Below are 22392 nucleotides of genomic sequence, written 5' to 3' on the forward strand. Positions count from 1 at the left end.
GCACCCCGCCCAGCACGCCGCGCCGGCTCGCCGTCCGCGCCGGTCCGGCGCCCGTCTCGTCACTCGTGTGCATCAGATCGGCTCCCGTGCTCTCCGTGGTGGCCCCGCTCCGGATCCCAGCCGCCCAGCACGAACGCCGGGTCGCTCCACTGCTTCGCCTCGGCGTCCGTGAGCTGGCGCGAGCAGGCCAGCCGCTGCGAGGTGTCGATCGCGCGGCCGGAAAGGTCGGTGCTGTCGTACTCCCAGAAGGACGTCTGCCGGGCCTGCGCGCAGTCGTCCGGGTCGATCTGCCAGCCGGCCGGGTCGATGTGGCCGTCCATCTCGGTGTCGATGTACACGACCTGGCTGTGCGTGAAACGCCAGACCGCGCTGCGGCTCAGCGCGACCGAGCCGTCCGGAACGCCGGGAGCCCGTGTCAGCTTGGTCCTGACGAACACCGTGCCCGGCCGGGTCTCGTCGTTGCGGCTCTGCGAGATGTAGCCGCGGTCCGTCGACTCCAGCACCGTGTCCTGGATGAACACCGTGCCGGTGCCCCAGACGAAGTCGGTGTCGCCGCTGATGTGGCTGTCGGTCACGAAACCCTTGCCCTGCAGGCGCAGCGTGTCCTGGAAGCTGCGCAGGTGCACGCGTTCGAGCGCGATGCGCTCGTTGTTGCCCCGGAACGCCTCGGCCTGCGAGCCGCCGTCCGGCGTCGTGTTGTGCACGGTGACGTCGCTCATCAGGAAGTCGGAGGCGTCCACCCCGAACGAGGCCCGCCAGCAGTTGTGCAGGTCGGACGTCTCCAGCACGCGGCGCGGGCACACATCCTCGGGGCCGCCGTCGCTCAGCGCCTTGTCGCCGTTGCGCAGGTCGTTGTTGGGATAGCGGATCACGGTGCGCTTCGCCCCCGCGCCCCGCACGGTGATGTGCGGGCGGTCCTCGCGGACGTAGACGATCTCGGTGTAGACGCCGGGCCGCACGTCGATCGTCACCGGGGTCGTGTTGCCGGTCGGCACCGCGTCGATGGCGCCCTGCACGGTGCAGAAGTCGCCGGCGCCCTTGGCCGACACCGTCAGCCGGCCGGGCTTGGGCTCGCGCTTGGTCGTCGTGAACCGCCAGGCCCGGGGGTCCCGCACGCCGTCGAAGCCCGCGAACACGCCCTGGTCGACGGTGACGTAGTACTCCTGGCCGTACTCCAGCCGGTGGTGCAGGTAGACGTCGGCCCGATGGCCCTCGATCATGATCGATTCGTACGAGAAGTCGTGCGGCAGTCCCGTGTCGGAGATGGCGCTGCCGACGTTCTTCCTGTCGGTCTTCGCGGTGGCGGCCTCGATGCGGTCGGCGAGTGTGCCGTCGGCGCGGCGCACCTCGATCGCGCCGATCGTGCCCAGGGCCGGCGGCTCGGGGAACGTGATGGTCAGGGGCGCGTCGACGCAGGTCCCGCCGCCTCGCCCGGGCACCGAGAACCGCGGCTCGTCACCCGCCTCGGCCTGTGCGGTCACCGGGGATAAGACGAGCGCCGCCGCGGTCGCGAGCACCGTGATGGTTGCCTTCACCTGCACCTCTCAAGCGAATGGATAGTTGGCTGTGAATAAATATGTATACGTCTCAACAGGTCCGGTCAAGGCCGGGAAGCCCCGGTTGTGGGCTGGGATCAGCGCTCGGGCCGCCGGACGCGCACCGGTCCGAGAACGCGCAGGGCCGCCACCCGGTGCGGGTGGCGGCCCCGAAGGAATGGGTACGAGGAACGGGCAGGAAAGCCGTTACCGTTGTTCGACGACCGTGAAGCGCAGAGTGTCGGTGAACGTCCGGCCGTAGGAGTCGGTGGCGGTGACCGTCGCGCTGTGCTCGCCCTCGGCGAGGTCGGCGGGCAGCTCGAACCGCCAGAGGTGCATCGACCGGTCAGCGATGCTGGCGTCGCCGAGCAGTTGCTGCGCGGCGGCGTGCGGGTCGGACCACTCGGGGCCGATCAGCTGGTCCTCACCGCGGAGCTCCTGGGTACGGATGGCCTCGCCCTCCTGGCCGTCGTCGATCTTGACCTTGACCGTGGACCCGGTGGAGCCCATCCAGAAGTTGGTCGTGAGCCAGGTGTGCCCCGCCAGATCCTCGCGGTCCACGACATTCGGGTCGCCCAGTTCCGGCGCCTCTCCTTGCTGGTCCTCGTTCCAGGCCTGGCGCGCGACGTACCACTCGCGGTAGGCCGGGCTGTTGAGACCCAGCTGCGTCTGCACCTCGTCGCTCTTGCCGGTGACCGTGTACCGCTCCTTGAAGGAGCTGCCACGGACATCGAGGGTGAGCAGGCCGGGCATGCCGCCGTCGCGTCCGACCGCGACGGGGTAGCCCTCGTCGGTCAGCTCGCCCGAGTACCAGTCGCCGGAGATCGCGCCCGCCGTGATGTGCGGGAACGGCAGCCCCTCGACGCCGAAGAGGTCACGCCAGCCCTTGGCGAGGTCACCGGTCTTCATGTTCTCGATGGAGTGGCTGTGTCCGGAGACGGCGACGGCCTTACGGCCGTCCAGCAGCTCGTGCACCTTGCGGACCTGGTCGACGTTGTGGATCGGGCTGCCCTCGTCGGCCCAGTTCAGCAGGGAGATGTGGCTGGCGACCACGATGAGCTTGCCGCGGTCGACCTTGGCCAGGTCGCGCTCCAGCCACGTGAGCTGGTCGTCGCTGAGCCTGCCGTTGTAGGCCGGCCGGTCCGCCGGGGTGTCGCACTGGGGCCGCAGGCCGTCGGCGTTGTCGACGTCGGGGGTGCACGGGTAGCGCACCGTGTTGAGCGCGACGACGTGCACGTCGCCCACGTCGTAGGAGTAGTACGCGGGCGCGAGCTGCGCGCGGAAGGTGTCGAACGCGTGCTCGGCGGTCCCGGCGTCGAAGTCGAGGTCGTGGTTGCCGGGCAGGAACCGGGCCGGCCCGTTGATCAGGCTCGTGAGCTCCTTCACGTCCGGATAGAGCGACAGGTCGTCACCGACGACGTCACCGATGAAAAGTGTGCCGCAGCCCTGGTAGTCGTGGCGCTTCGCGAGGTCGGCCATCGCGCCCTTGCGGGCGTAGCCGACCTCCGTCTTGTTGTAGGGCTGCAGGTCGCCCGCGATCACGCAGTGCTGCTCCCGGGCCTTCGTGGGCCCGCTCCGCACGACGGGGAAGTTCACCGCGTCCGGGAGGGGCCCGGTGGGGGCGATGCCGCCGTAGCGCAGCGCGGGCGAGCCCTCGGGCAGGTGGTTGTAGTGGAACTGCGCGACGTTGGACTCGTCCACCGGCACCTGGTGGCCGGCCGGCTGGGTGATGAACACCGTCATGTTGTCGTAGGCGGGAAGCCGGTAGCGGCCGCGGGAGTCGGTGGTCACCACGTCGCGCCCGTTCGACACCACGACGCCGCGCAGGCCGCGCTCGTTCCGGTCGTGGACGCTGTCGCGGTCGTGGTCGACGAAGACGGTTCCGGTCAGGACCGAGGGGTCGGCCGGGCCGTCCTGGGTGCGGACGACCTCGACGTGGCCGCGGTAGGCGGTCTTGTTCCAGGCGCCGGTCAGCGGGCTCGCCGCGGCGCCGGAAGCGGGGGCGATCGCCGCGGCCGAGCCGGCGACCAGGGAGGTGAGGGCCAGGGCAACGCGGAGCTTGATGCCTTCTCGGGAGGAACTCAACATAAAGCGTTCTCCGGTGAGTCGTTCGGTGCGGCCGTCATGGCAGCCGAACGATCTTTTCCGAGAGAGCTGAACAACGGCCCCTGCGCGAGAGAACGCCAGCGGTATGGAGGTCGGCCCGCGGGTGATCCAACGTGCGGGCCATCGGTGCGACGCTGGAGTCGCGGACGCGCCGTCACCGCGGTCGAGGGGCCGGTAGCGAAGGTTTCAGAACTCTCCGCGCACCTCCAGCTCGCCTGACGTCGTTCCGTCACCCGGTTGGCGATTCCACCAGGCCCCTGGGCAGGAGCCGGCCGGTGGGGAAGGGTCCGGCGGTGTCCGCGCCGGTTCGCGCCGGTTCGCGGCCGATCGGGCCCGCCGGGGACGGGCCGTCACGCGCGGGATGACGCCGCGCCCGCCTGTGCCCCGGCCGGGGCATCACCGTGGCTGAGCAGGAGCTTGCGCAGCAGGGCGGCCAGCTGGTCCTGCTCGCCCGGGGACAGCGCCGCCAGGGACTGGGCCTCGCCGCTGACGTGGTCGGTGACGGCGCCGTCGATGACGTCGCGGCCGGCGTCGGTGAGCGTGATCAGGACGCTGCGGCGGTTGCCCGGGTCGGTTGCGCGGGTGACCAGGCCCCGGCTCACGAGGTGGTCGATCCGGTTGGTGATCGCGCCCGAGGTGACCATCGACGCGCCGCTGAGACCTCCGGCGGTCATCTGGTACGGCGGTCCTGACCGGCGCAGCGTCGCCAGGATGTCGAACTCCCAGGGCTGGAGCTCGTGGCGGGCGAACACGACACGATTGCGCTTGCTGAGCGTCTGGGCGGCGCGGGAGATGCGGCCGATCACACCCATAGGCGAGGGGTCGATGTCGGGGCGCTCGGCCCGCCACTGACGCAGCACACGGTCGACGTGGTCCTCGGTCTGCTCCATCGGAACTCCTTAATGTTGAAGTGTTTGACACTAAGGTAACCCATCTCCTACGATCCTCAATGTTGAAAAGTTCAACATTGAGATTTTGAGGTGGATGTCATGTCCGTGGACACCGCACCCGTCGGCAGTGCAACTCCGGCGGCTGCTTCACCGAAAGTTCCGCTCCGGCAGTGGCTGGCCGTCATCGCGGTGGCCACCGCCACCTTCGCGATGGTCACCGTCGAGTCGCTTCCCGTGGGCCTGCTCACCGCCATCAGCGGCGGTCTCGGCGTCTCCGAAGGGCTGGCCGGGCTGACCGTGACCCTGCCGGGGCTGCTGGCGGCGATCTCCGCCCCTGTCCTGCCGATCCTCATCCGGCGGCTCGACCGGCGTCTGGTCCTGCTGAGCCTGCTCGCCGTCATGCTCGCGGCGACCCTCACGTCCGCGCTCGCCCCCAACTTCGGCGTGATGCTGGCCTCCCGCGTCTTCGTCGGCATCGCCATCGGCGGCTTCTGGGCGCTGGCCGCCAGCGTCGCCGTCCGGCTCGTGCCCGAACGTCACATCCCCCGCGCCACCTCGCTGGCCTTCGGTGGCGCCACCGCCGCCAACGTGATGGGCGCTCCCGCCGCCACCCTGATCGGCGGCCTGACCGACTGGCGGATCGCCTTCGGTGTGGTCGCCGCCCTCGGCGCCCTGGTCGCCGTCGCCCTGTACGCCCTGCTGCCCAAGCTGCCCGCCACCACGATCGTCTCGCCGCGCACCCTGCTCGCCCAGCTGCGCAACCCCGCCGTGCGTGCCGCGGTGACCGCCACGTTCCTGCTGGTCGGGGCGCACTGGGCCGCCTACACCTTCATCAGCCCGATCCTGCAGCAGACCTCCGGGCTCGACGCCACCCTGATCGGTCCCGCGCAACTGGCCTTCGGCGTCGCCGGCATCCTCGGCACCGTCGTCGCCGGGTCCGCCGCCGCCCGCGACCCGCGCCGCGCGCTCATCGGAGCGGGTGTGCTGCTGGCCGCCTCCCTGGCCCTGTTCCCCCTCGCCGGCGCCACGCCGGCCGGCGGCCTGGTGCTGCTGGTCCTCTGGGGTCTGGCCTTCGGCGGGGTGCCCGTGGGCGTGCAGAGCTGGATCTTCAAGGCCGCGCCTGAGGCGGCCGAGGCCGCCACCGCGCTGAACACCTCGATGTTCAACCTGGCGATCGCGGCGGGTGCGGCGGTCGGCGGCGTCGTCGTCTCGGCGACCGGCACCACCGGCGTGTTGTGGATCGGCGCGGCGTTCGGCGCCGTCGCCGGCCTGGCGGTCTGGGCCACCGGCCGCTCCCTGGCCAAGTGAGCCGTACGCCGAAGCAACGACCATGCGGCGCGCCCGATCCGGACCGGTTCCGGCGGGCGCGCTTCATTTTAGCGGCGCAGACGGGCGAGCACGTCCCTGGTTCACGGGCGCACCCGTTCCTCCCCGTACGGCACCAGCCGGACCGGCCCCATCAGCCCGTACGGTTGCCGCTTCAGCCCGCCGTAGACGTCCGGGTCCGCCACCCTGAGCCGGTTGCCGAGCGGAGTGGCCACCTCGACCTCGATGGTGTTGGTCCCGCGCCTGAGGTAGCGGCCGGCGTCCACCACGGGGGAGATCTGGTCCACCGGGTCCAGGCGGCGGCCGTTGACGCGCACCCGGCACGTGTCGGTCACCTCGCCCAGTTCCAGGTACGCCGGGCCGTCCACGTCGACCGTGGTGATGTAGGTCCCGATGCCCGACACGTCGGCCAGCTCGGGGATCTCCGTCCAGGGGGCGAGCGCCTCCAGATCCAGCTCGTGGACGACCTTGTCCGTCCGGTCAGGGGTGGCGCCCGGCCGCCAGTCCTCGATCTTGAGCCGCCACGACGACAGCTCCACGGGCGGGGCGACCTCGCCGACGACCGTGGTGACGGTACGGCCGGTGGAGAGGGCGGTGGTGTAGGTCCCTGCCCTGGCCGCCCGGACGACGAGGTCGCCGCCGGAGTAGAGGGCGCGGTCCGCGTCGGTGGCGGTGGCGTGGAGGCGGTTGCCCGTCCGGTCGCCGAACAGCCCTGGGCGGCCGATGGCCACGATCCGCGCCTGCCCCGGCTTGAGCGCCACCCGCAGCCGGATCCCGCCGGGCTCCTCCGCGTACAGCGCGATCCGCTCGGCCCGGCCGGTCCACGGGTCCAGCAGGTACGGGACTCCGTGGCGGTCCGCGCGGGCCAGCGTGACGTCGTGGTCGATCGGCGCGACCGGCGGTTTGGGGTTCTCGACGTGCTTGCCGTTGCACAGGTAGTAGTAGTCGATCCCCCCGGCGACCCGCCGCAGGGTGAGCAGCGTGCTCGGGGTCGCATGCCGCACGTCGGGCCGTACGCCGAGGTCGGCGAGCGCGTCGGGGACGTCAGCCTGATCGGCGACCATCCGCACCGTGGGCTCGGCCAGCAGCGCGGCGACGAGTTCGCGCAGCCGCTCGTTCTCGCCGTCCCCGGGCAGGCCCGGCACCGAGGCCGACTCCCACGCGCCGAGCAGCACGATGGGCAGCCCGGCCCGCGCGTACTCCAGCAGCCGCCCGGCCACCGGCACCGTCATCGTGGGCTCGCCCGCGTAGAACTTGTCGCCCTCCACGAACAGCGCCTTGTAGGCAGGGCCGGAGGGCGCGAGCCGGCCGCCCGAGACGCGGGCGGCGGGCAGGTCGAGCAGGGGCCCGCTGACGAACTGGTGGGTCCAGCCGGTGGGCACGCCGCTGGCGGTGAACCAGCTGGCGCCGATGCCGGTCTTGGTGTATCCGGTCTGCCGCAGGACCGCCACGTCCGCCCGGGGACGACCTTCCCGCAGGACCTGGTGGATGCGAGCGAAATATCCAGAAATATCGGGCACGTGCTGCCATGTGGGTTGGCGCGGCCCCCACGACTCGGAATAGCCGGCCGTCCCGTCGTACGGCGTGAACGCGGCGAACCCCGGCCAGGCCGCCCCCGGCGCGCTCGCGTAGGAGAACCCGTGCAACACCGTCTGGTTGAGCCCCGCCGCGTACGCGCCCCCCATGGTGGTGAGCAGCCTCGTCCACGTCGTGGTGTAGGCGCCGCCCGCGTACGCACCCGCCTCGCTGGACAACACCTCGTGCCCGGCCAGGTCGCGGCCGCCGGCCAGGCAGCGGTAGTCGTCGAGGTTCTTGAACCCGAGCGACTCGCCCTCGGGGACGTCCAGCACGGCCGCCGCCGCGATGGCGTCGGTCCGCAGCCCGTACGGCTGCGCGCGCAGCTTCAGCCCGAGCGAGTGGGCCCAGTCGCGCAGCCTGGCGAAGTGGTGCTCGTTGAACAGCTCGGAGATCGTGTCCCAGTAGTCCTTGCGGGCGTGCCTGGTCATGGCGGCCTCGTACGCGAAGACCGGGTCCTCCTCCGCCAGCAACATCACCGGCAGCAGGGGCGCGAGCGGGTGACCCCGCCGCCGCCCGAACTCCTCCAGCAGCCCCGGCGTCCACGGCAGCGCGTCGGTCTCGATCTCGATGGAGTCCTCGAACAGCGCGCCGCCCGCCTTCTTCAGCAGCCCGCGCACGGCGGGCGTGAGCAGCTCGGACTCCCAGTGGTCGATGACCGCCTGGGTGCCCGCCGCGCTGAAGTGGTCGACCACGTACGCTTCGGGCGCGGTGTGCGGGCCGGACTCGGGGCGTTGGCCGGAGCCGCGCTCCCAGTAGGAGATCAGCACCCACTCGCCGTCGGCGGGCGCGGTCCATGTGACGCTCTCGCCGGTCACGGGCACCTCCCGCACGGAGGCGGGGTCGAGGCCGGTCTCGTCGCCGGTGGAGTGGGCGGGCTCGATCCTGGCCGCCTGGACGAGCAGGAGTTTCCGCTCGGTGACGCCTTCGCCGGGCGGCACGGCCGGTGGCGGCGCGTCGCCCGCATACGTGGCGCCCGCGGCGACGGTGACCGAGCCGTGGGCGAGCTCCTTGACCGCGGCCGGGTCGTCCGGGGTGATGGACGGCACCGCGGCCGGCCAGGACGGGCCGATGGTCAGGTCGACACGGATGCCGCGCCTGGCCGCCTGGTCGAGGGCGGCCTCGACGGCGGCGTTCCAGGCGGGGGTGCCCCAGCCGTGGCCGGCCGGGTCGAGCACGGACTTGTCGCGGATGCTGTGGTGCACCGCCGCGATCTCGGCGCCGCCGAACCCGGCGGCGGCGAGCTGGTCGACCTCCCGTCTGATCTCGGCGGGATCCACGTGGGCGTCGGGCCACCACCAGCGCACCATGGGCCGGACGGACCGGGCCGGGCGGGAGAACCAGGCCTTGCCCGGGCTGCCAGTGGGGCTGCCAGTGGGGCTGCCAGTGGGGCTGCCCGTGGGGCCGCCGGTGGTGACGGCGGGTGCGTCGGAGAGGGCGAGCGTGGTCGCGGCGGTGCTCAGGAAGAGGAAGCCGCGGCGCGTCAGGTCGTTCATGGGGGGTGCTCCAGCGGGCCGTGCCCCCGGGGCGCCCGAGGGCGGATGGATGCGCCCGCGGGCGGCGGATCGGCCGCCGCCCGCGGGCGCCGTCTAATTCGGGACGGGGTACGGGAAGGCGCTGGTCACGCCGATCTTGTCGTACTCCATCTTGGAGGAGTCGAAGCCGTCGGCCCAGTTGGCGTTGGTGACCTCGTTGCACTGGTAGCTCTGGTACTTGTCGTCGGTCACCTTGCCGACCTCGATGTTCTCGAAGGAGAACCCGCAGCCGCCGGCGTCCATGTGCACCCCTCGCGTCCCGCTGTCGGGCATCGACGCGTCGGGGATGACGTCGCCGATCACGACCTGGGAGACGTGGTTGGTGATCGGGTGCGGGTCGGTGTTGCTGACGCCGTAGGTGTAGAAGGCGCCCATGTCGCCGCTGTCCAGGCCCGCCTCCTCGATGCGGAGGTACTTGAACACGTTGCCGTGCGCGTACCCGTCGCCGTCCTTGACCTCGGGGCGCACCTCCAGGCTGACGCCGTAGCGTGCGCTGTGCCGGACGACCGTGTGGCTGACCTCGTTGTTGCCGGTGTTCATGAGCTCGACCCCGGACGCGTCCCCGGGCACGAGCTCGCCGATGTGGTGGATGTAGTTGTTGGTGAAGACGTTGTGACCGGCCACGTCGCCCTCACCGGGGTAGCCGCCCTCGACCTTGATGCCGTCGGCGCCGATGTTCTCCAGCAGGCTGTCGGAGATCCGGACGTGGTCGTTGGCGAACAACAGGTAGACCGCCGTGAAGCCGGTGTCGGCGATGCGCAGCCGGGTCAGGTCGATGTGGCGGGTGTTGGTGAGGGTGAGCGCGCCGAACCGGTTGCGCGGCATCTCGATCTGCCGGTCGTACTCGGGGTACTTGTGCGGCACGCCGGCGTCGCCGGCGCTGATCCAGCCGTTGCGGTACCAGCCGACGAAGTCGCTGTACTGCAGGGCCAGCCCGTCGAAGGCGAGGTTCTGCACCCGCTTGTCCGGCGCGCTGCCCGCCAGCGAGATGATCGTCTTCACCGTCGGGGCCATGACCTTGTCGATCGAGCCCTTCGGCCAGTAGTACACCTCGCCCTTGTCGAAGTCGAAGAAGTACTCGCCCGGCTGGTCGAGGAAGTCCAGCGAGTTCTGCAGGAAGTAGCGCGAGCCGCCGCGGCTGTTGACCATGGCGTAGCGCGTCCAGTGCTCCAGGGTGATCTGGTTGTCGTCCCACGACGGGTTCTGGATGGGGACGGTGTCGGTGAACCAGCTCCAGCTGCCGCCCGACCAGACCGTCACCTGCGCGTTGTCGAGGTTCCAGCTCTTGTCCCACTCGCCCGGCTTGGAGTAGAGCCACTGGTGCACCGCCTCCTTCTCCGGCTCCTTGAGCACGGAGGTGAGGTAGGGCGCCCACACGTCGCCGGACCTGCGGTTGGGGTAGCGGGCGGTGGTGGCGCGCTTGCCGTCCTCGAACAGAGTGTAGAAGTTCCGGTCGACCTTGGTCTTGTAGATGTCGCCCTTGTACTTCTCCCAGCCGGTCACCGGCCTGGCGCCGAGCAGGCGGGCCTCGCCCGGCCCGTCCACGCTGCGGTAGACGATCGTGTGGCCGTTCTCGCCCGAGTCGGCCTCGGTGAACTCGATCGTCTTGTCGACGACGTAGTCGCCGGCCTTGACGTTGACCACGATGTCGCAGTTCTGGTGCCGCTTCTTGGCCCTGAGCTGGTCGCGGGCGTGCTCGATCGTCTTCCACGGGCGCTGCGCGTTGCCAGGGCCGCCGTCCGCGCCGCCGGGCGCGACGTAGAACTCGACGGGCTTGCACGGGGCCTGCGCGCTGGCGGTAGGGGTGACGACGAGGGCGGCGAGAACCACCACGGCCGCGCTCACGACCTTCACTGCGCCTCCTGCGCTTCCGGCAGCGGGTACGGGAAGGCGTCGGTCACGCCGATCTTGTCGTACTCCATCTTGGAGGAGTCGAAGCCGTCGGCCCAGTTGGCGTTCTTGACCTCGTTGCACTGGTAGCTCTGGTACTTGTCGTCGCTGACCTTGCCGACCTCGATGTTCTCGAAGGAGAACCCGCAGCCGCCGGCGTCCATGTGCACGCCGCGGGTGCCGCTGTCCGGCATCGCGCCGGCCGGGTCGTTGATGACGTCGCCGATCACCATCTGCGAGACGTGGTTGTCGATCTCGTGCGGCTCGGTGTTGCTGACGCCGTAGGTGTAGAAGGCGCCCATGTCGCCGCTGTCGAGCCCCGCCTCGTCGATGCGGATGTAGGAGAAGCGGTTGTTGCGGGCGTAGTTGTCCTCGTCCTTGACCTCGGGCCGCACCTCCAGGCTGATGCCGTAGCGGGCGCTGTGCTCGACGTTGATGTGGCTGATCTCGTTGTTGCCCGTGCTGAGCAGCTCGATGCCGGCCGCGTCGCCGGGGACCAGCTCGCCGACGTGGTGGATGTAGTTGTTCGTGAACGTGTGGTGCCCCGAGATGTCACCCTCGCCGGGGTAGCCGCCCTCGACCTTGATGCCGTCGGCGCCGATGTTCTCCAGCAGGCTGTCCGACACCTTGACCCGCTCGTTGGCGAACAACAGGTAGACGCCCATGAAGCCGCTGTCCGACAGGCGCAGCCCGGTCAGGTCGATGTCCCGCGAGTTCGTCACCGTGATCATGCCGAACCGGTTGCGCGGCATCTCGATCTGCCGGTCGTAGACGGGGTACTTGTGCTCGTAACCGGAGTCGCCCTCGCTGATCCAGCCCGCGCGGTACCAGTCCACGAAGTCGCTGTACTGCAGCGCCAGCCCGTCGAAGGCGAGGTTCTGCACCCGCTCCTCCGGGCTGCTGCCCGCGATCGACAGGATCGTCTTCACGGTCGGGGCCATGACCTTGTCGATCGAGCCCTTCGGCCAGTAGTAGACCTCGCCCTTGGCGAAGTCGAAGTAGTACTCACCCGGCTGGTCGAGGAAGCGCAGCGTGTTCTGCAGGAAGTAACGCGAGCCGCTGCGGCTGTTGACGAACGAGTAGCGGGCCCAGTGGTCGAGCGTGAAGAAGTTCTTGCGGAAGTCGGCGCCGCCCAGCGGCACGGTGTCGGTGAACCAGCTCCACGAGCCGCCTGACCAGACCACGATCTGGGCGTTCTCGTCGAAGTCGGCGTCCCACTCCTGCGGCACGTCCTCCGGCTTGAAGTACAGCCACTGGCGCACCGCCTCCTTCTCCGGCTCGCCGAGGATCGAGAACAGGTAGGGGGACCACAGGTCGTCGCTCGTCCTGTTCGGGTGGCGGGCGGTGGTGGCGCGCTTGCCGTCCTCGAACAGCGTGTAGAAGTTCCGGTCGATCTTGGTCTTGTAGATGTTGTCCTTGTACTTCTGCCAGCCGGTGAGCGGCTTGGCGCCGAGCAGGCGGGCCTTGCCCGGCCCGTCCGCGCTGCGGTAGGTGATCGTGTGGCCGTTCTGGCCCGAGTCGGCCTCGGTGAACTCGATGGTCTTGTCGACGACGTAGTCGCCGGCCTTGACGTTGACCACGATGTCGCAGTTCTGGTGGTTCTTCTTGGCCCTGAGCCCGTCGCGGGCCTGTTCGATCGTCTTCCACGGGCGCCGGGAGCTGCCGTCGCCCTGGTCGCTCCCGGAGGGGGACACGTAGTAGTCACAGTTGGGGTTCGCGGCCGTCGAAGGGTCGGCCGAAGGGGCCGGGGTCGGGGCGGTCAGCCCGCCGACGAGTAAGACGATCGCGCCCACAGACCTGAGGATCACTGGCTCTCCTTCACATTCCGCCACCGCTCGTACTCGGCGCGGGTTTCGGGGGTGAGTGGGTAGTAGTCGGAAAGGGCCCCGCCCTCTTCGATGCGGGCGCGGCTGTAGCGCTCCCACTGCTCGTGGTCGGCCGCCGACTCCAGCACCTGCTGGGCGCGACGGCGCGGCACGATCACCGCGCCGTCGTCGTCGGCCACGCACAGGTCGCCGGGCAGCGCCAGCGTCCCGCCGACGGCCACCGGCACGTCGTACGCCCACGGGAACAGCTCCGCCTGCGAGGCGTAGTGGGGGGTGGCGCCCGTCGACCAGATCGGCAGGCCGAGACCGCCCACCCTGGGCAGGTCCCTGATCCGGCCGTCGACGACGATGCCCGCGCCGCCCTTGCGCTTGAAGTAGCGGACCAGCATGTCGCCGAAGCACCCGGTGTAGGCGCTGCCGTACGCCTGCACGACCAGCACGTCACCGGGCTGGATCTCCTCGAGCACGGCCCACAGGGCGGTGTGCCGCTCGACGTATTCCTGGCCGAGCCCGGAGGCGACGTCCTCGCGCTGCGGCATGAACTGCAGCGTGCGCACCCGGCCGGCGATCTTCTGTCCTTGGGCGATGGGACGCGGTCCCTCGATGAAGGTACGCCGGATGCCCTGCGCGTGCAGCTTGGCGCAGGCGGTGGCCGCGCTGATCCGGGACAGCCCTTCCACGAGGGCGGGATCGGGTTCGGCGGGCAGTTCCCCGCGAACAGGCAGATCCCAGATGGCGTCGTCCATGAAACTCCTCAGTAGTGCTGGTGCGACGGCGTGCGGGCGCGCGCGGTCGTGTGCAGGTCGAGCCGGATGCGGCGGCCGGGTGGCAGCTCCACGAGCAGGCGCGGACCGTCCACCGTCACCTCCTGCCCGGCCTGGGTGATCGGGGGAGCGGTGTAGGCGCGCGGGTCGCCCGGGTAGCCGTCGCCGGACCCGCTCACGGACGCGCTGACCACCGCGCGGTCGATACGGTGCTCGTGGAACGCGCCCGCCTGCACCACGACCCTGCGGGTGCGGGCGACGCTGAGGTTGACCAGCTCGACGCCGGTGGCGCCGGGGCGTACCGAGTCGACCAGCGCGGCCACGTCCGGGGGCAGGCCGGGGCGGCGGCGGTCGGCGTCGAAGTAGGCGAGCCGGGCGGGCAGCAGCCCGCCGTTGTAGAGCACCTGCGGGGTGCCGGTGGTCAGCTGCAGCAGCGCCTCCGTGACGACCGGGTTGAGCCGCTGCCAGTGGTGCACGTGGATGGTGGACAGGTCCGCGGTGTCGGCGTCGATGAGCGCCATGCGCCGCTGCACCTGGGCGAGCGCCGCCGACAACATGGCCTCGGGGAAGCCGGGGTTGGCGCCGCGTAGGAACTCCAGCCAGGGCGCCTCGTGCCCGGCCTCCTCCTTGTTGCGGAACGGGCGCACCCTGGTCCAGTCGTAGCCCGAGCCGGCCCGCAGCCGGTCGAGCCGGTCGGCGTCGCCACCGGACTGGCTCACGTGCCAGAGCCAGACCGGCAGGCCCAGCTGCGGCGGCTGGAAGTCGAACCAGCCCTGGTCGTCGTGCCGGTTGGGCACCAGCATCGTCGGCTTGCCCACCTCGTCGCCGAGCTCGGCCAGCCAGCGGTCGCTGATGCTCATGTCCGTCTCGGTGACGCTCGCCTGGACGGCGCGGCCGTACACGGCCTCCAGAGGGTCGCGGCCGACGGCGAGCGCGGCGTCGTCGCCGGTCAGCAGGTGGGCGTTGACCGCGGCGATCGCGGCGGCAGCTCCCACGCTGTAGATGCCGTGCGGCCACTGCCAGCCGTAGTTGCCGCCGTACCAGCGGCCGCCGTGCAGCTCGCCGACGACGCCGGACGGGCCGACGTTGTCGGGCAGGATCCCGCCGTTGGCCTCCGCCCTGCGCTGCCAGGCGCCGATGTAGCGCAGCGCCCCGTCGCGGTAACGCTCGTCGCCGTCGTACAGCCAGGCGTTGACGGCAAGGCTGGTCGCGGCCAGGTTGACGGCCACGTCGCCGCGGCCGATGCGCTCGCTCATCGCCGCGCCCATCCGGGCGGCGTTGCTCGGGTCGGCCAGGTCCTCCCACCGCGTGATGCCCGGCAGGTCGCGCAGCGGCAGGCCGAACGGCCGCATGCTGACCAGGTCGGTGTGGTAGGAGGCCCACTCCCACTGCAGGCCGTAGCGGGGGCCGCCGGCGCCGTTGTGCGGGGCGCGGACGATGTCGTGCTCGGCGTCGTAGTTGGCCGAACCGGGCAGGTAGAGGTCGGCGAAGCGGCGCGCCCGCGCGCGGAAACGCTCGTCGCGCGGGTCCGCGGCGCAGATGCCGTAGAACAGCAGCAGCGACTCGCCCTGGTGGAACCAGTCATAACCGCGCTCGAACTCGTCCACCAGATAGCCGAGCTCCGTGAGCTGCGTGGTGACGCCCTCCCAGTGGTGCTTGGCGGCGTCCAGCAGGTCGTCCGCGCCGCCCAGCTGGTAGAGCGTCGGCCAGTTGAAGAACGCCTCGTAGAAGTCGTCGGCTCCATCGCGGTCGGCGGCGGGTCCGTGGTAGATGAGCCGTCCGTCGGGCCCGCAGTAGCGGGCGGCGAAGGCCCGCCAGGCCTCGTCGAGCGCGTCGAACAGCCGCCGCTCCAGCACCGCCCATGCGGGCGGCGCGCCGAGCGGGACGGTCGCGGTGACGGAGGGCACGGGGGGTGCGGAGGGCTCGGCGGGCTCGGCGGCGGCGAGTACGGGGGAATCGCCGGCGGTCGCTGGGAGGGTGCCGGGATCGTTCGCGGGTTGCGTAGGGCTTGCGGGTTTCGAGGGCACTGTGCGCATCTTCAACCTTTCGTGGCCCCGGCGGTGAGGCCGCTGATGATGTGCCGTTGCATGAAGACGAAGAAGACGAGGAGCGGGGCGATGGCCAGCAGCAGCGTCGGGAAGACCACCGTGTAGTCGGTGGAGTACTGGCTGACGGCGGCGTAGACGCCCGTGGTCACCGTGTAGAGGCCGCTGCCGGGGCCCAGGATGATCTGCGGGTTCACGAAGTCGTTCCACACCGAGAACGTGTTGAGGATGACCATCGTGGCGACCGCGGGCCGCATCAGCGGGAAGACGATCTGCCAGAACGTGCGCAGCCGCCCCGCCCCGTCGACGGCCGCCGCCTGGTCGAGCACGGCGGGGATGGTGGCGATGTAGCCGGCGTACAGGAAGATCGAGAACGGCAGCGTGAGCGTGGTCTCGAACAACACGAAGCCGCGGATCGTGCCCATGAGGCCGAGGGTCTTGAGCACGTACACGACGGGGATGACCAGCACCTGGCCCGGGATGAAGGTCCCGGCCAGGAAGAACAACATGAGCACCCGGAAACGCCGCTTGGGGCTGCGCGCGATCGTGTACGCGGCGGGCGCGGCCAGCAGCACCGACAGCACGTTGACGGCCACCACGAACAGCAGCGTGACCGCGTACCCCTTGACCACGTCGAACTGCGGGTTCGTCAGCGCCCTGCCCAGCGGTTCCAGCGTGAGGCCCGCAACGCCGAACGGGTTGCCCAGGATCTCCTGCTGGCCCTTGAACGCGTTGACGGTCAGCACGTAGAGCGGGATGAGCATGAAGGCGACGGTCGCCCAGAGGAAGGTCTTTCTCACTGGTGCACCGCCATCTCGCCGCGCCTGCGCAGCCTGGTCACCACGAACGCGAGCGCCGCGGTGACCAGCATGAGGATCACCGACTGGGCCGAGCCGAAGCCGAGGCGGGCGTCGTGGAAGGAGTTCCACAGGATGAGGTAGGCGACGGTCTGGGTCTGCCCGGCCGGGCCGCCCGCCGTGAGCGACACCACCAGGTCGTACGTCTTGAGCAGCGTCACCAGCGACAACACGATGTTGATCGTCACCGACGGCCCCAGCGCGGGCAGGGTCACGTTCCTGAACACCTGCCACCGGGTCGCCCCGTCGATCTTCGCGGCCTCGATCAGCGAGTGCGGAACCGCCTGGAGCCCGGCCAGATAGAGCACGACGTTGACGCCGAACCCGGCCCACACCAGCACCGCGATCATGGTGACCGTGGCCCAGGTGGGGTCGGACAGGAACGGCAGCACCTCACCGCCCCACGTGGTCACCAGGTTGTTGACCGCGCCGGTGGTGCCGAGGATGGCCGACCAGAGGAAGCCGACCACGAGGGCGCTGAGCACGTGCGGGTAGAACAGCACGATCCGGAAGAACGTGTTGGCCCGGGAGGCACCGTTCACCAGGAGGGCGAAGCCGAGGCCGAGCAGGTTGAGCCCGGCCGTGCCCGCCGCCGCGACGAGCAGGGTGACCAGGGCCGCGCGGCGCAGCTCGGGGTCGTCGAGCAGGCTCGCGTAGTTGGCGGCGCCGACGAAGGCGGGGTCGGCGCTGAAGCCGTCCCAGTCGGTCAGGCTCAGGTAGAAGGCCAGAACGACCGGGATGACCAGCATCACCACGTAGAGGATGGTGGCCGGGCCGGCCATCAGCGCGGTCGTCAGGCCGTCGTGCCGCCTGGGCTTCCGCGGGGCCTCCCGCACCGTGGCGACGGGTGCTTCTCGGGCGACGGTCATGATCGTCCGGCCAGCCAGCGGTCCACGCCTTCGGCGACCTCCTTGGGCGACTTGCCCACGTACAGGCCCTGGACCTCGGTGTTCCACGCGGAGTTGAAGCCCTTGGGCAGGGTGGCGTCGCCGTAGCCCTCGCCCTGGGGTACGCCGGACGGCGCCTTGTCGAGGATCTCCTGCACCTGCTTCTCCAGCGGGGTGAACTCGCGCTCGACGCCGGTGCGGAAGTTGCCGTCCTGCTTGAGCTGGCTCTTGACCGCGGCCGGGTCGGTGACGAGCCACTGGACCAGCTTGAGCGCCGCGTCCTTCTGCGGGCTCGACTTGAGGATCATGTACGGGGCCGCGAGCGTCGCGCCCTGCGGGCCCGGATACTGCTGGCCCTTGTCGACCGGGGCCGGGAAGACGCCGACCTCGAAGTCCTTCTCGGTCTTGGCCTCGGCGGCGGTGAACCAGCTGCCCATGACGTACATGGCCGACTTGCCGGACAGGAACGCGGTCTCGGCGTCGGCGTACTTCATGCCCAGGGCGTTCTTGTCGATGTACCCCTTGCCGATCCAGCCGTGGTAGCGCTCCAGGTACGGCAGCAGCGACTCGCCCGCCTTGATCGTGCCGGACGTGACGTCCTGCTGCCAGGTGGGGTGGTTCTGGGCGCGGGAGGGGTTGGAGAGCTGGAGCAGCTGCAGGCCGGTCAGGAAGTCGCCGCCGGTCTGCAGCGGCAGGTAGCCGGCCGACTTGAGCTTGCCCATGGCCGCGTCGAGCTCGTCCCACGTGGTCGGCGGCTGGTCGATCCCGGCCTTGCCGAAGGCGTCCTTGTTGTAGAAGACCAGCGACTGGGCCTGCACGCCGACGCCGACGGTGTAGACCTTGCCGCCCAGCTTGGCCTGCTCGACCAGCGGCGTGTCCTTCACCCACGGCTGGTCGCTCAGGTCGAGCATCTGCTTGGCCAGGGTCTCGTCCGCCATCAGCGTCTCGACCACGTCGGGAGCGTTGCCGGCGGCGAGTTGCTGCGGCAGCGTGTCGGCCACGCCCTTGCCGGTGGGCGCCTCGATCTTCACGTCGATGCCGGGATTCGCCTGCTCGAACGGCTTGACCAGGCCGTCCCAGTACGCCTGCGTGAGGTTCGGGCTGATGTTGACCAGCATCCTGACGGTGACCTGGCCGCCCTCGCTCTGCTGTGCTTGGGAGTCGCCGGCGAAGCCGCCCCCGCCGCAGCCGGTGAGCAGGAGCAGGCATCCGATGCCTGACAGGACGAGGGATGAACGGGGGGACCGCATCGCACCTCCAAGGGGGCGAGATCTGCGACGCCTTTTAATGGGTCGTACTCGATTAGCGATTATTTAATACGTTGGTAACCGGGGTCGGTCAAGGGGTTATGCTCTGCTACAAATACGTTTCCAGCGGTTGACTGAGTCATAAATACGTTATGGTTGGAGCGTGACTGGACGCGTTGACGACAAACGGCTGGTAATGGGCGCCGAGGAGCGCGCCACGCTGGAGGCATGGGCGGAGGAGGCCGGCGGCGGGCTGGGCCTGCGCAGCCGCATCGTGCTGGCGTGCGCCGACGGGCTGTCGCGCAAGGAGATCGCGGCCCGGCTCGCCGTCAGCTCGGCGACCGTCGCGAAGTGGCGCGCCCGCTTCGTGGAGCGCGGGCTCGACGGCCTGGCCGACGCGCCGAGACCCGGGCGGCCACGCAGCACGGAGCGGCAGGAGGCCGAACGCGTGATCGCCGCCGCCCATGGCTCCGCAGCGCCCTCCCTCCTGCCCTCCACCCGCTCGATGGCCAGGCAGCTCGGGCTGTCGCAGTCGACGGTCGCGCGCATCTGGCAGGAGCAGCAGGTCGCGCCGCCCGCCAGCCAGGTGCTGCCCAGGGAGCTGCTGTCCGACCGGGTCTACGCGCTGCTGCGCGGCTGGATCGTCTCGGGAGAGCTCGTGGCCGGGCAGCGGCTGGTGGAGGCCGAGATCGCCCGCCGGGTCGGCACCAGCCAGGCCCCGGCGAGAGAGGCTATCAAGCGATTGGCGCACGAGGGACTGGTCATCTCCTATCCCAACCGGGGCAGCTACGTCGCGGAGATCTCCGATGAGCAGGCCCGGGAGGTGCGTGACATCAGGGTGTTGCTGGAGGAGTATGCCGCACGCGGCGCCGCCGTCCGCATCCGGCCCGAGACGTTGCAGCAGCTCGCGGGGGATGTGCTGGCCATGCGGCGGGCGGCGGGTGACGGCGACATCGGAGCGTTCAGAGACGCGGACCTCGCCTTCCACCGGCGGGTGTGCGCCGCGTGCGGCAACTCCTTCCTGCTGCGGTTGTGGCGGACCATCGAATCGAACCTGTGGAGCCTGCACGTGGTGGGCAACCCCCTGTACGAAGGCGACTGGATGGCGATGGCCGGTCACCACGACGACCTGGTGGCGGCCCTGTCGTCCGGCGACCCGGACGAGGCGGCCCGCCTCTTCGCCGCCCACGCCCGCGGCGAGGCCTCCCGCACACGCCCCCGCTCCCGGCGCGGCACCGACCCGCCGGGCCGGTCCCCGGTCCCGTAGCCCTGCGAGTCGGTGCTCACCTTTGATCGGCACACGCAGGCCGCGGGGGTGGGCGCCGCCGCCGGGCAGCGCCCACCCCCAGGCCGGCGGCGGCCGGGGGCGGGCTCAGAGTGCGTCAGGCCGGGACGACCTCGTACGTCGCGCCCTTGCGGGTGTCGAAGACGAGAACCCCGGGTTCGGGCCGGTCGGCCTTGACCGGGCGGCCTCGTTCCGTGACGGTGACCGGGCGGGCGGTGCGGAGAGTGAGCTTGCGTCCGAGGTCAGAGCGGATCTCGCCGCGCTGCAAGGCGCCGCCGTCCCACGTGAGGTCCACCTCGAACCCGCCGCGCGCCCGCAACCCCCAGTACGACCCTGCGGGCCAGGCGGTGGGCAGGGCGGGCAGCAGGTGCACCTGGTCGCCGTGGCTCTGCAGCAGCATCTCCGTGATCCCGGAGACCCCGCCGAAGTTCCCGTCGATCTGGAACGGCGGGTGCAGGTCGAACATGTTGGGCGCGGTGCGCGCGGGCACGAGCAGGTTGCCCAGCCGCCTGTACGCCTCGGCGGGGTCCAGCAGCCGCGCCCAAAAATTGATCTTCCAGGCGAGAGACCATCCCGCACCCGCCTCGCCTCGCAGCTCCAGCGTCCTGCGGGCCGCCTGAGCCAGGTCGGGGGAGAGGCGCGGGTCGATCTGGTGGCCGGGGAACAGCCCCCACAGGTGGGAGATGTGCCGGCTACGGGACAGGGCGGCGTCGCCGCGGTAGTCCTCCTGCCATTCCTGGATCTGTCCCAGATGCCCCACCTGGTTGGGCACGAGCCGTGAGCGGGCCTCGCCGGCCTTGGCGCGGAGATCCTCCTCGACCCCGAGGACCTCCGAGGCCTCCGCGAACGCGCCGAACAGGTCCCGCAGGATCTGCATGTCCATGGTGGGCCCGGCGCAGATGCTGACGTTCTCGCCGCCGTCCTCGTGGTGGCCTACCTCCGGCGAATGAGAAGGGTTGGTCACCAGGTAGCCGGTCCTGGGGTCGGTCTGGAGAGTGTCGAGGAAGAACTCCACGGAGCCCTTGATGAGTGGGAAGTGCTCGCGCAGCCGCCGCTCGTCGCCGGTGTAGAGGTAGTGCTCCCACAACGTCAGGCACAGCCACGCCCCGCCGGTGGGCCACACGCCGTAGAAGGCGAAGTCCACGGGCGCCGTGCCGCGCCAGCCGTCGGTGTTGTGGTGGGCGACCCAGCCCTTCGCGCCGTACTGCGTCCTGGCGGTGCGCGCCCCGGTCTCCGCCAGGTCCTTGATCAGGTCGAACAGCGGGTCCATGCACTCGATGAGGTTGCCGGGCCCGGCCGGCCAGTAGTTCATCTCGCAGTTGATGTTGATGGTGTACTTCGACTCCCACGCCGGCGTGAGCGAGTCGTTCCAGATGCCCTGCAGGTTGGCCGCGTGGCCGGGCGCCCGGGAGCAGGAGATCAGCAGGTAGCGGCCGTACTGGAAGTAGAGGGCGGCCAGCTGCGGGTCGGTGTCGAGCTGCTGGCGGGCGATGCGCTCGCCGGTCGGCAGCGCGACCGCCTCCGACGTGCCGAGGTCGATCTCGACCCGCCCGAACAGCTTCTGGTAGTCGTTGACGTGCTTGCGCAGCAGCACCTCGTACGGCTGCCCGGCGGCCCGCTTCAGATGCCGCTCGGCCACCTCGCCGGGGTCGCCGCCGACGTCCTTGAAGCTGCGGTAGCCGGAGCCCATGGAGATGAGCAGCCTCACCTCGTCCGCGCCCGTCACGGTGAGCGTGCCGCCGTCGGTGCCGACCGTCCCGCCCTTCGCCTCGGCCCTGGCCAGGGCGCGGAAGCGCACCTCGCCCTTGAGCCCCTGGGTGTCGCCGCTGACGCCGTCGATGGCGATGGTGCCGGGTCCGGCGGCGGCCGTCGTGGTGGTCTGCGGGCTGGAGAAGGCCGCCTGGAACGTCACCGAGCCGGGTTTGTCGGCCGTGTGCCGCACGACGATGACCTGGCCGGGGTTGCTGGCGAAGACCTCGCGGGTGTGGCGCACGCCGTCGCGGACGTAGGTCACGGTGGTGACGGCACGGGTCAGGTCGAGCTCGCGCCGGTATTCGGTGAAGTCGGCCGAGCCGGGGAAGGTCAGGGTGAGGTCGCCGAGCACCTGGTATGGCGCCTGCTCGCTCGGGATGCCGAGGAACTTCTCGTCGGCCAGGTTCTGCGCCTGCTGCCACTTGTCCTCCCAGACCCACTGCCGGATCTGCGGGAGGGCGGCCAGCGCCTCGGGGTTGTCGTAGGTGTGCGGCCCGCCGGCCCAGATGCTGTCCTCGTTCAGCTGGAACCGCTCGGTGGCCACGCCGCCGAACACCATGGCGCCGATCCGCCCGCAGCCGACGGGCAGCGCTTCGAGCCATTCCTCGGCCGGGCGGGTGTACCAGAGGGTGAGCGGGTTGCCCGCCGGGCCGTGCTGGGAGCCGTGCCGCGTCGCGGCTCGCGCGGGACCGGCGCTCACCCCGGTCACGAGCATGGATCCGGCCGCGGCGCCTAAGCCCGTCGCGAGCACGCCTCGTCGTGTGTAGCCGTCGTTGGTCACCTTTACTCCTCTTCCAGAACGCATGCCGCCGCCGGGGCGGGATGTCATGAGAGCGATGAGGGCGATCGCGCCGTCAGGGGGTCCGGGTGTC

The 22392-nt window shown here is 70.6% G+C and carries 14 protein-coding genes; 2 read left to right on the forward strand and 12 right to left on the reverse strand.

The genetic code is table 11. The features are described from left to right. Positions 1-59: 59 nt before the first annotated feature. From E1294_RS33625 to E1294_RS33635, 3 genes are all read right to left on the reverse strand, one after another. Positions 60-1535, reverse strand: coding sequence for a pectinesterase family protein (locus E1294_RS33625; RefSeq protein ID WP_132515006.1), 1476 nt, complete (start codon positions 1533-1535; stop codon positions 60-62). A gap of 207 nt (positions 1536-1742) precedes the next feature. Next, positions 1743-3623: a calcineurin-like phosphoesterase C-terminal domain-containing protein gene (locus E1294_RS33630; protein WP_132515007.1), complete on the reverse strand. Its 1881-nt coding sequence runs from the start codon at positions 3621-3623 to the stop codon at positions 1743-1745. 368 nt (positions 3624-3991) lie between these two features. Beyond that, entirely contained in the window at positions 3992-4531 is a 540-nt protein-coding gene (locus E1294_RS33635; RefSeq protein WP_132515008.1) for a MarR family winged helix-turn-helix transcriptional regulator, read from the reverse strand. 99 nt (positions 4532-4630) lie between these two features. Here E1294_RS33635 and E1294_RS33640 point away from each other — a divergent pair, with 99 nt between their 5' ends. Next, positions 4631-5839 carry an MFS transporter gene (locus E1294_RS33640; RefSeq protein WP_132515009.1) on the forward strand — a complete coding sequence of 403 codons (1209 nt, stop codon included), beginning with the start codon at positions 4631-4633 and terminating at the stop codon, positions 5837-5839. 101 nt (positions 5840-5940) lie between these two features. On the opposite strand, the gene E1294_RS57465 is transcribed toward E1294_RS33640, so the two are convergent. The 8 genes from E1294_RS57465 to E1294_RS33680 all read right to left on the reverse strand — a co-directional run bounded on the left by E1294_RS57465 (position 5941) and on the right by E1294_RS33680 (position 18486). Next, the gene (locus E1294_RS57465; RefSeq protein WP_132515010.1) at positions 5941-8928 is read right to left on the reverse strand and encodes a glycosyl hydrolase; all 2988 of its coding nucleotides are present in this window, start codon (positions 8926-8928) and stop codon (positions 5941-5943) included. Between the two features lie 93 nt (positions 8929-9021). Further along, complete coding sequence (locus E1294_RS33650) at positions 9022-10821, reverse strand: right-handed parallel beta-helix repeat-containing protein (protein WP_132515011.1); 1800 nt, start codon at positions 10819-10821, stop codon at positions 9022-9024. After that, positions 10818-12665 carry a right-handed parallel beta-helix repeat-containing protein gene (locus E1294_RS33655; RefSeq protein WP_220448072.1) on the reverse strand — a complete coding sequence of 616 codons (1848 nt, stop codon included), beginning with the start codon at positions 12663-12665 and terminating at the stop codon, positions 10818-10820. The genes E1294_RS33650 and E1294_RS33655 overlap by 4 nt, the downstream gene beginning before the upstream one ends. Next, positions 12662-13429: an RraA family protein gene (locus tag E1294_RS33660; RefSeq protein WP_132515013.1), complete on the reverse strand. Its 768-nt coding sequence runs from the start codon at positions 13427-13429 to the stop codon at positions 12662-12664. The genes E1294_RS33655 and E1294_RS33660 overlap by 4 nt, the downstream gene beginning before the upstream one ends. Positions 13430-13437: 8 nt before the next feature. Further along, entirely contained in the window at positions 13438-15483 is a 2046-nt protein-coding gene (locus E1294_RS33665) for a DUF8034 domain-containing protein (RefSeq protein ID WP_220448073.1), read from the reverse strand. A gap of 2 nt (positions 15484-15485) precedes the next feature. Continuing rightward, positions 15486-16292 carry a carbohydrate ABC transporter permease gene (locus E1294_RS33670; RefSeq protein WP_220448074.1) on the reverse strand — a complete coding sequence of 269 codons (807 nt, stop codon included), beginning with the start codon at positions 16290-16292 and terminating at the stop codon, positions 15486-15488. Beyond that, positions 16289-17218: a carbohydrate ABC transporter permease gene (locus tag E1294_RS33675; protein WP_132515015.1), complete on the reverse strand. Its 930-nt coding sequence runs from the start codon at positions 17216-17218 to the stop codon at positions 16289-16291. The genes E1294_RS33670 and E1294_RS33675 overlap by 4 nt, the downstream gene beginning before the upstream one ends. Then, positions 17215-18486 (reverse strand): ABC transporter substrate-binding protein, encoded by a 1272-nt coding sequence (locus tag E1294_RS33680; RefSeq protein WP_132515016.1) that lies wholly within the window; start codon positions 18484-18486, stop codon positions 17215-17217. Before E1294_RS33680 ends, E1294_RS33675 begins: the two co-directional genes overlap by 4 nt. A gap of 160 nt (positions 18487-18646) precedes the next feature. Here E1294_RS33680 and E1294_RS33685 point away from each other — a divergent pair, with 160 nt between their 5' ends. Beyond that, positions 18647-19750 (forward strand): FCD domain-containing protein, encoded by a 1104-nt coding sequence (locus E1294_RS33685; protein ID WP_220448075.1) that lies wholly within the window; start codon positions 18647-18649, stop codon positions 19748-19750. Between the two features lie 115 nt (positions 19751-19865). Here E1294_RS33685 and E1294_RS33690 read toward each other — a convergent pair whose 3' ends face one another. Continuing rightward, complete coding sequence (locus E1294_RS33690) at positions 19866-22301, reverse strand: glycoside hydrolase family 95 protein (RefSeq protein ID WP_220448076.1); 2436 nt, start codon at positions 22299-22301, stop codon at positions 19866-19868. Between the last annotated feature and the right edge of the window lie 91 nt (positions 22302-22392).

The sequence above is a fragment of the Nonomuraea diastatica genome (assembly GCF_004349015.1).
In the GTDB taxonomy this organism is placed as follows: domain Bacteria; phylum Actinomycetota; class Actinomycetes; order Streptosporangiales; family Streptosporangiaceae; genus Nonomuraea; species Nonomuraea diastatica.

Bases quoted from the DNA above. Each gene is read 5' to 3' on its own strand.
- E1294_RS33630 (WP_132515007.1), bottom strand. From the start codon at position 3,623: ATGTTGAGTTCCTCCCGAGAAGGCATCAAGCTCCGCGTTGCCCTGGCC.
- E1294_RS33635 (WP_132515008.1), bottom strand. From the start codon at position 4,531: ATGGAGCAGACCGAGGACCACGTCGACCGTGTGCTGCGTCAGTGGCGG.
- E1294_RS33640 (WP_132515009.1), top strand. From the start codon at position 4,631: ATGTCCGTGGACACCGCACCCGTCGGCAGTGCAACTCCGGCGGCTGCT.
- E1294_RS57465 (WP_132515010.1), bottom strand. From the start codon at position 8,928: ATGAACGACCTGACGCGCCGCGGCTTCCTCTTCCTGAGCACCGCCGCG.
- E1294_RS33660 (WP_132515013.1), bottom strand. From the start codon at position 13,429: ATGGACGACGCCATCTGGGATCTGCCTGTTCGCGGGGAACTGCCCGCC.
- E1294_RS33665 (WP_220448073.1), bottom strand. From the start codon at position 15,483: ATGCGCACAGTGCCCTCGAAACCCGCAAGCCCTACGCAACCCGCGAAC.
- E1294_RS33675 (WP_132515015.1), bottom strand. From the start codon at position 17,218: ATGACCGTCGCCCGAGAAGCACCCGTCGCCACGGTGCGGGAGGCCCCG.
- E1294_RS33680 (WP_132515016.1), bottom strand. From the start codon at position 18,486: ATGCGGTCCCCCCGTTCATCCCTCGTCCTGTCAGGCATCGGATGCCTG.